This window comes from Phaeovibrio sulfidiphilus, assembly GCF_014861485.1.
In the GTDB taxonomy this organism is placed as follows: Bacteria; Pseudomonadota; Alphaproteobacteria; order Rhodospirillales; family Rhodospirillaceae; genus Phaeovibrio; species Phaeovibrio sulfidiphilus.
Genome location: NZ_JACZHT010000023.1, coordinates 1 through 544, shown reverse-complemented (window position 1 = coordinate 544; position 544 = coordinate 1). Strand labels below are relative to the sequence as shown.

1 protein-coding gene is annotated in these 544 nt (G+C 66.7%); it reads right to left on the bottom strand.

The window, feature by feature from the left end; translation table 11 throughout:
* Window positions 1–500, bottom strand: a 500-nt coding sequence (locus tag IHV25_RS10245; RefSeq protein WP_192535027.1) for a response regulator transcription factor, incomplete at its 3' end; no start/stop codon positions are given.
* Window positions 501–544: the final 44 nt, after the last annotated feature.

Genomic DNA, 544 nt, shown 5'->3' with positions numbered 1-544 from the left:
GCCCCCTTGCGCAGGGCCAGCAGCTCCAAAATGGCGTATTCCTTGGCCGTCAGGGGGACCATCTCGCCGCCCACCCGGGCGGTGTGGGAGGCCAGGTCGATCTCCAGGCGCCCGATCTGCACAACGGAGCGGGCGTGCCCCATGGACCGGCGCACCACCGCCTGGATCCGGGCCACGAGCTCGCTGCGGTCATAGGGCTTGGTGACATAGTCGTCGGCGCCCACATCCAGCCCCCGGACCTTCCTCTCGGCCTCGCCGTAGCCCGACAGGATGACCACCGGTGTCTGGACCCGGGCCGCGCGCATCCTGCGGATCAGGTCGATGCCGTCCGTGTCCGGCAGGGACAGGTCGACAATCAGGGCGTCGTACTCGTAGGCTCGCACAAAGTCGAACGCCTCCTCGCCGGTCGATGTGAGATCGACGGCCCAGCCCTCACGTTTCAAGATCAGCTCCACCGCCTTCTGGGTCGAGAGATCGTCTTCGACAACGAGAACGCGCATATCAACCTCCGTGCCAGAAACCCGGGGTGCAGGGACGGGCTTTG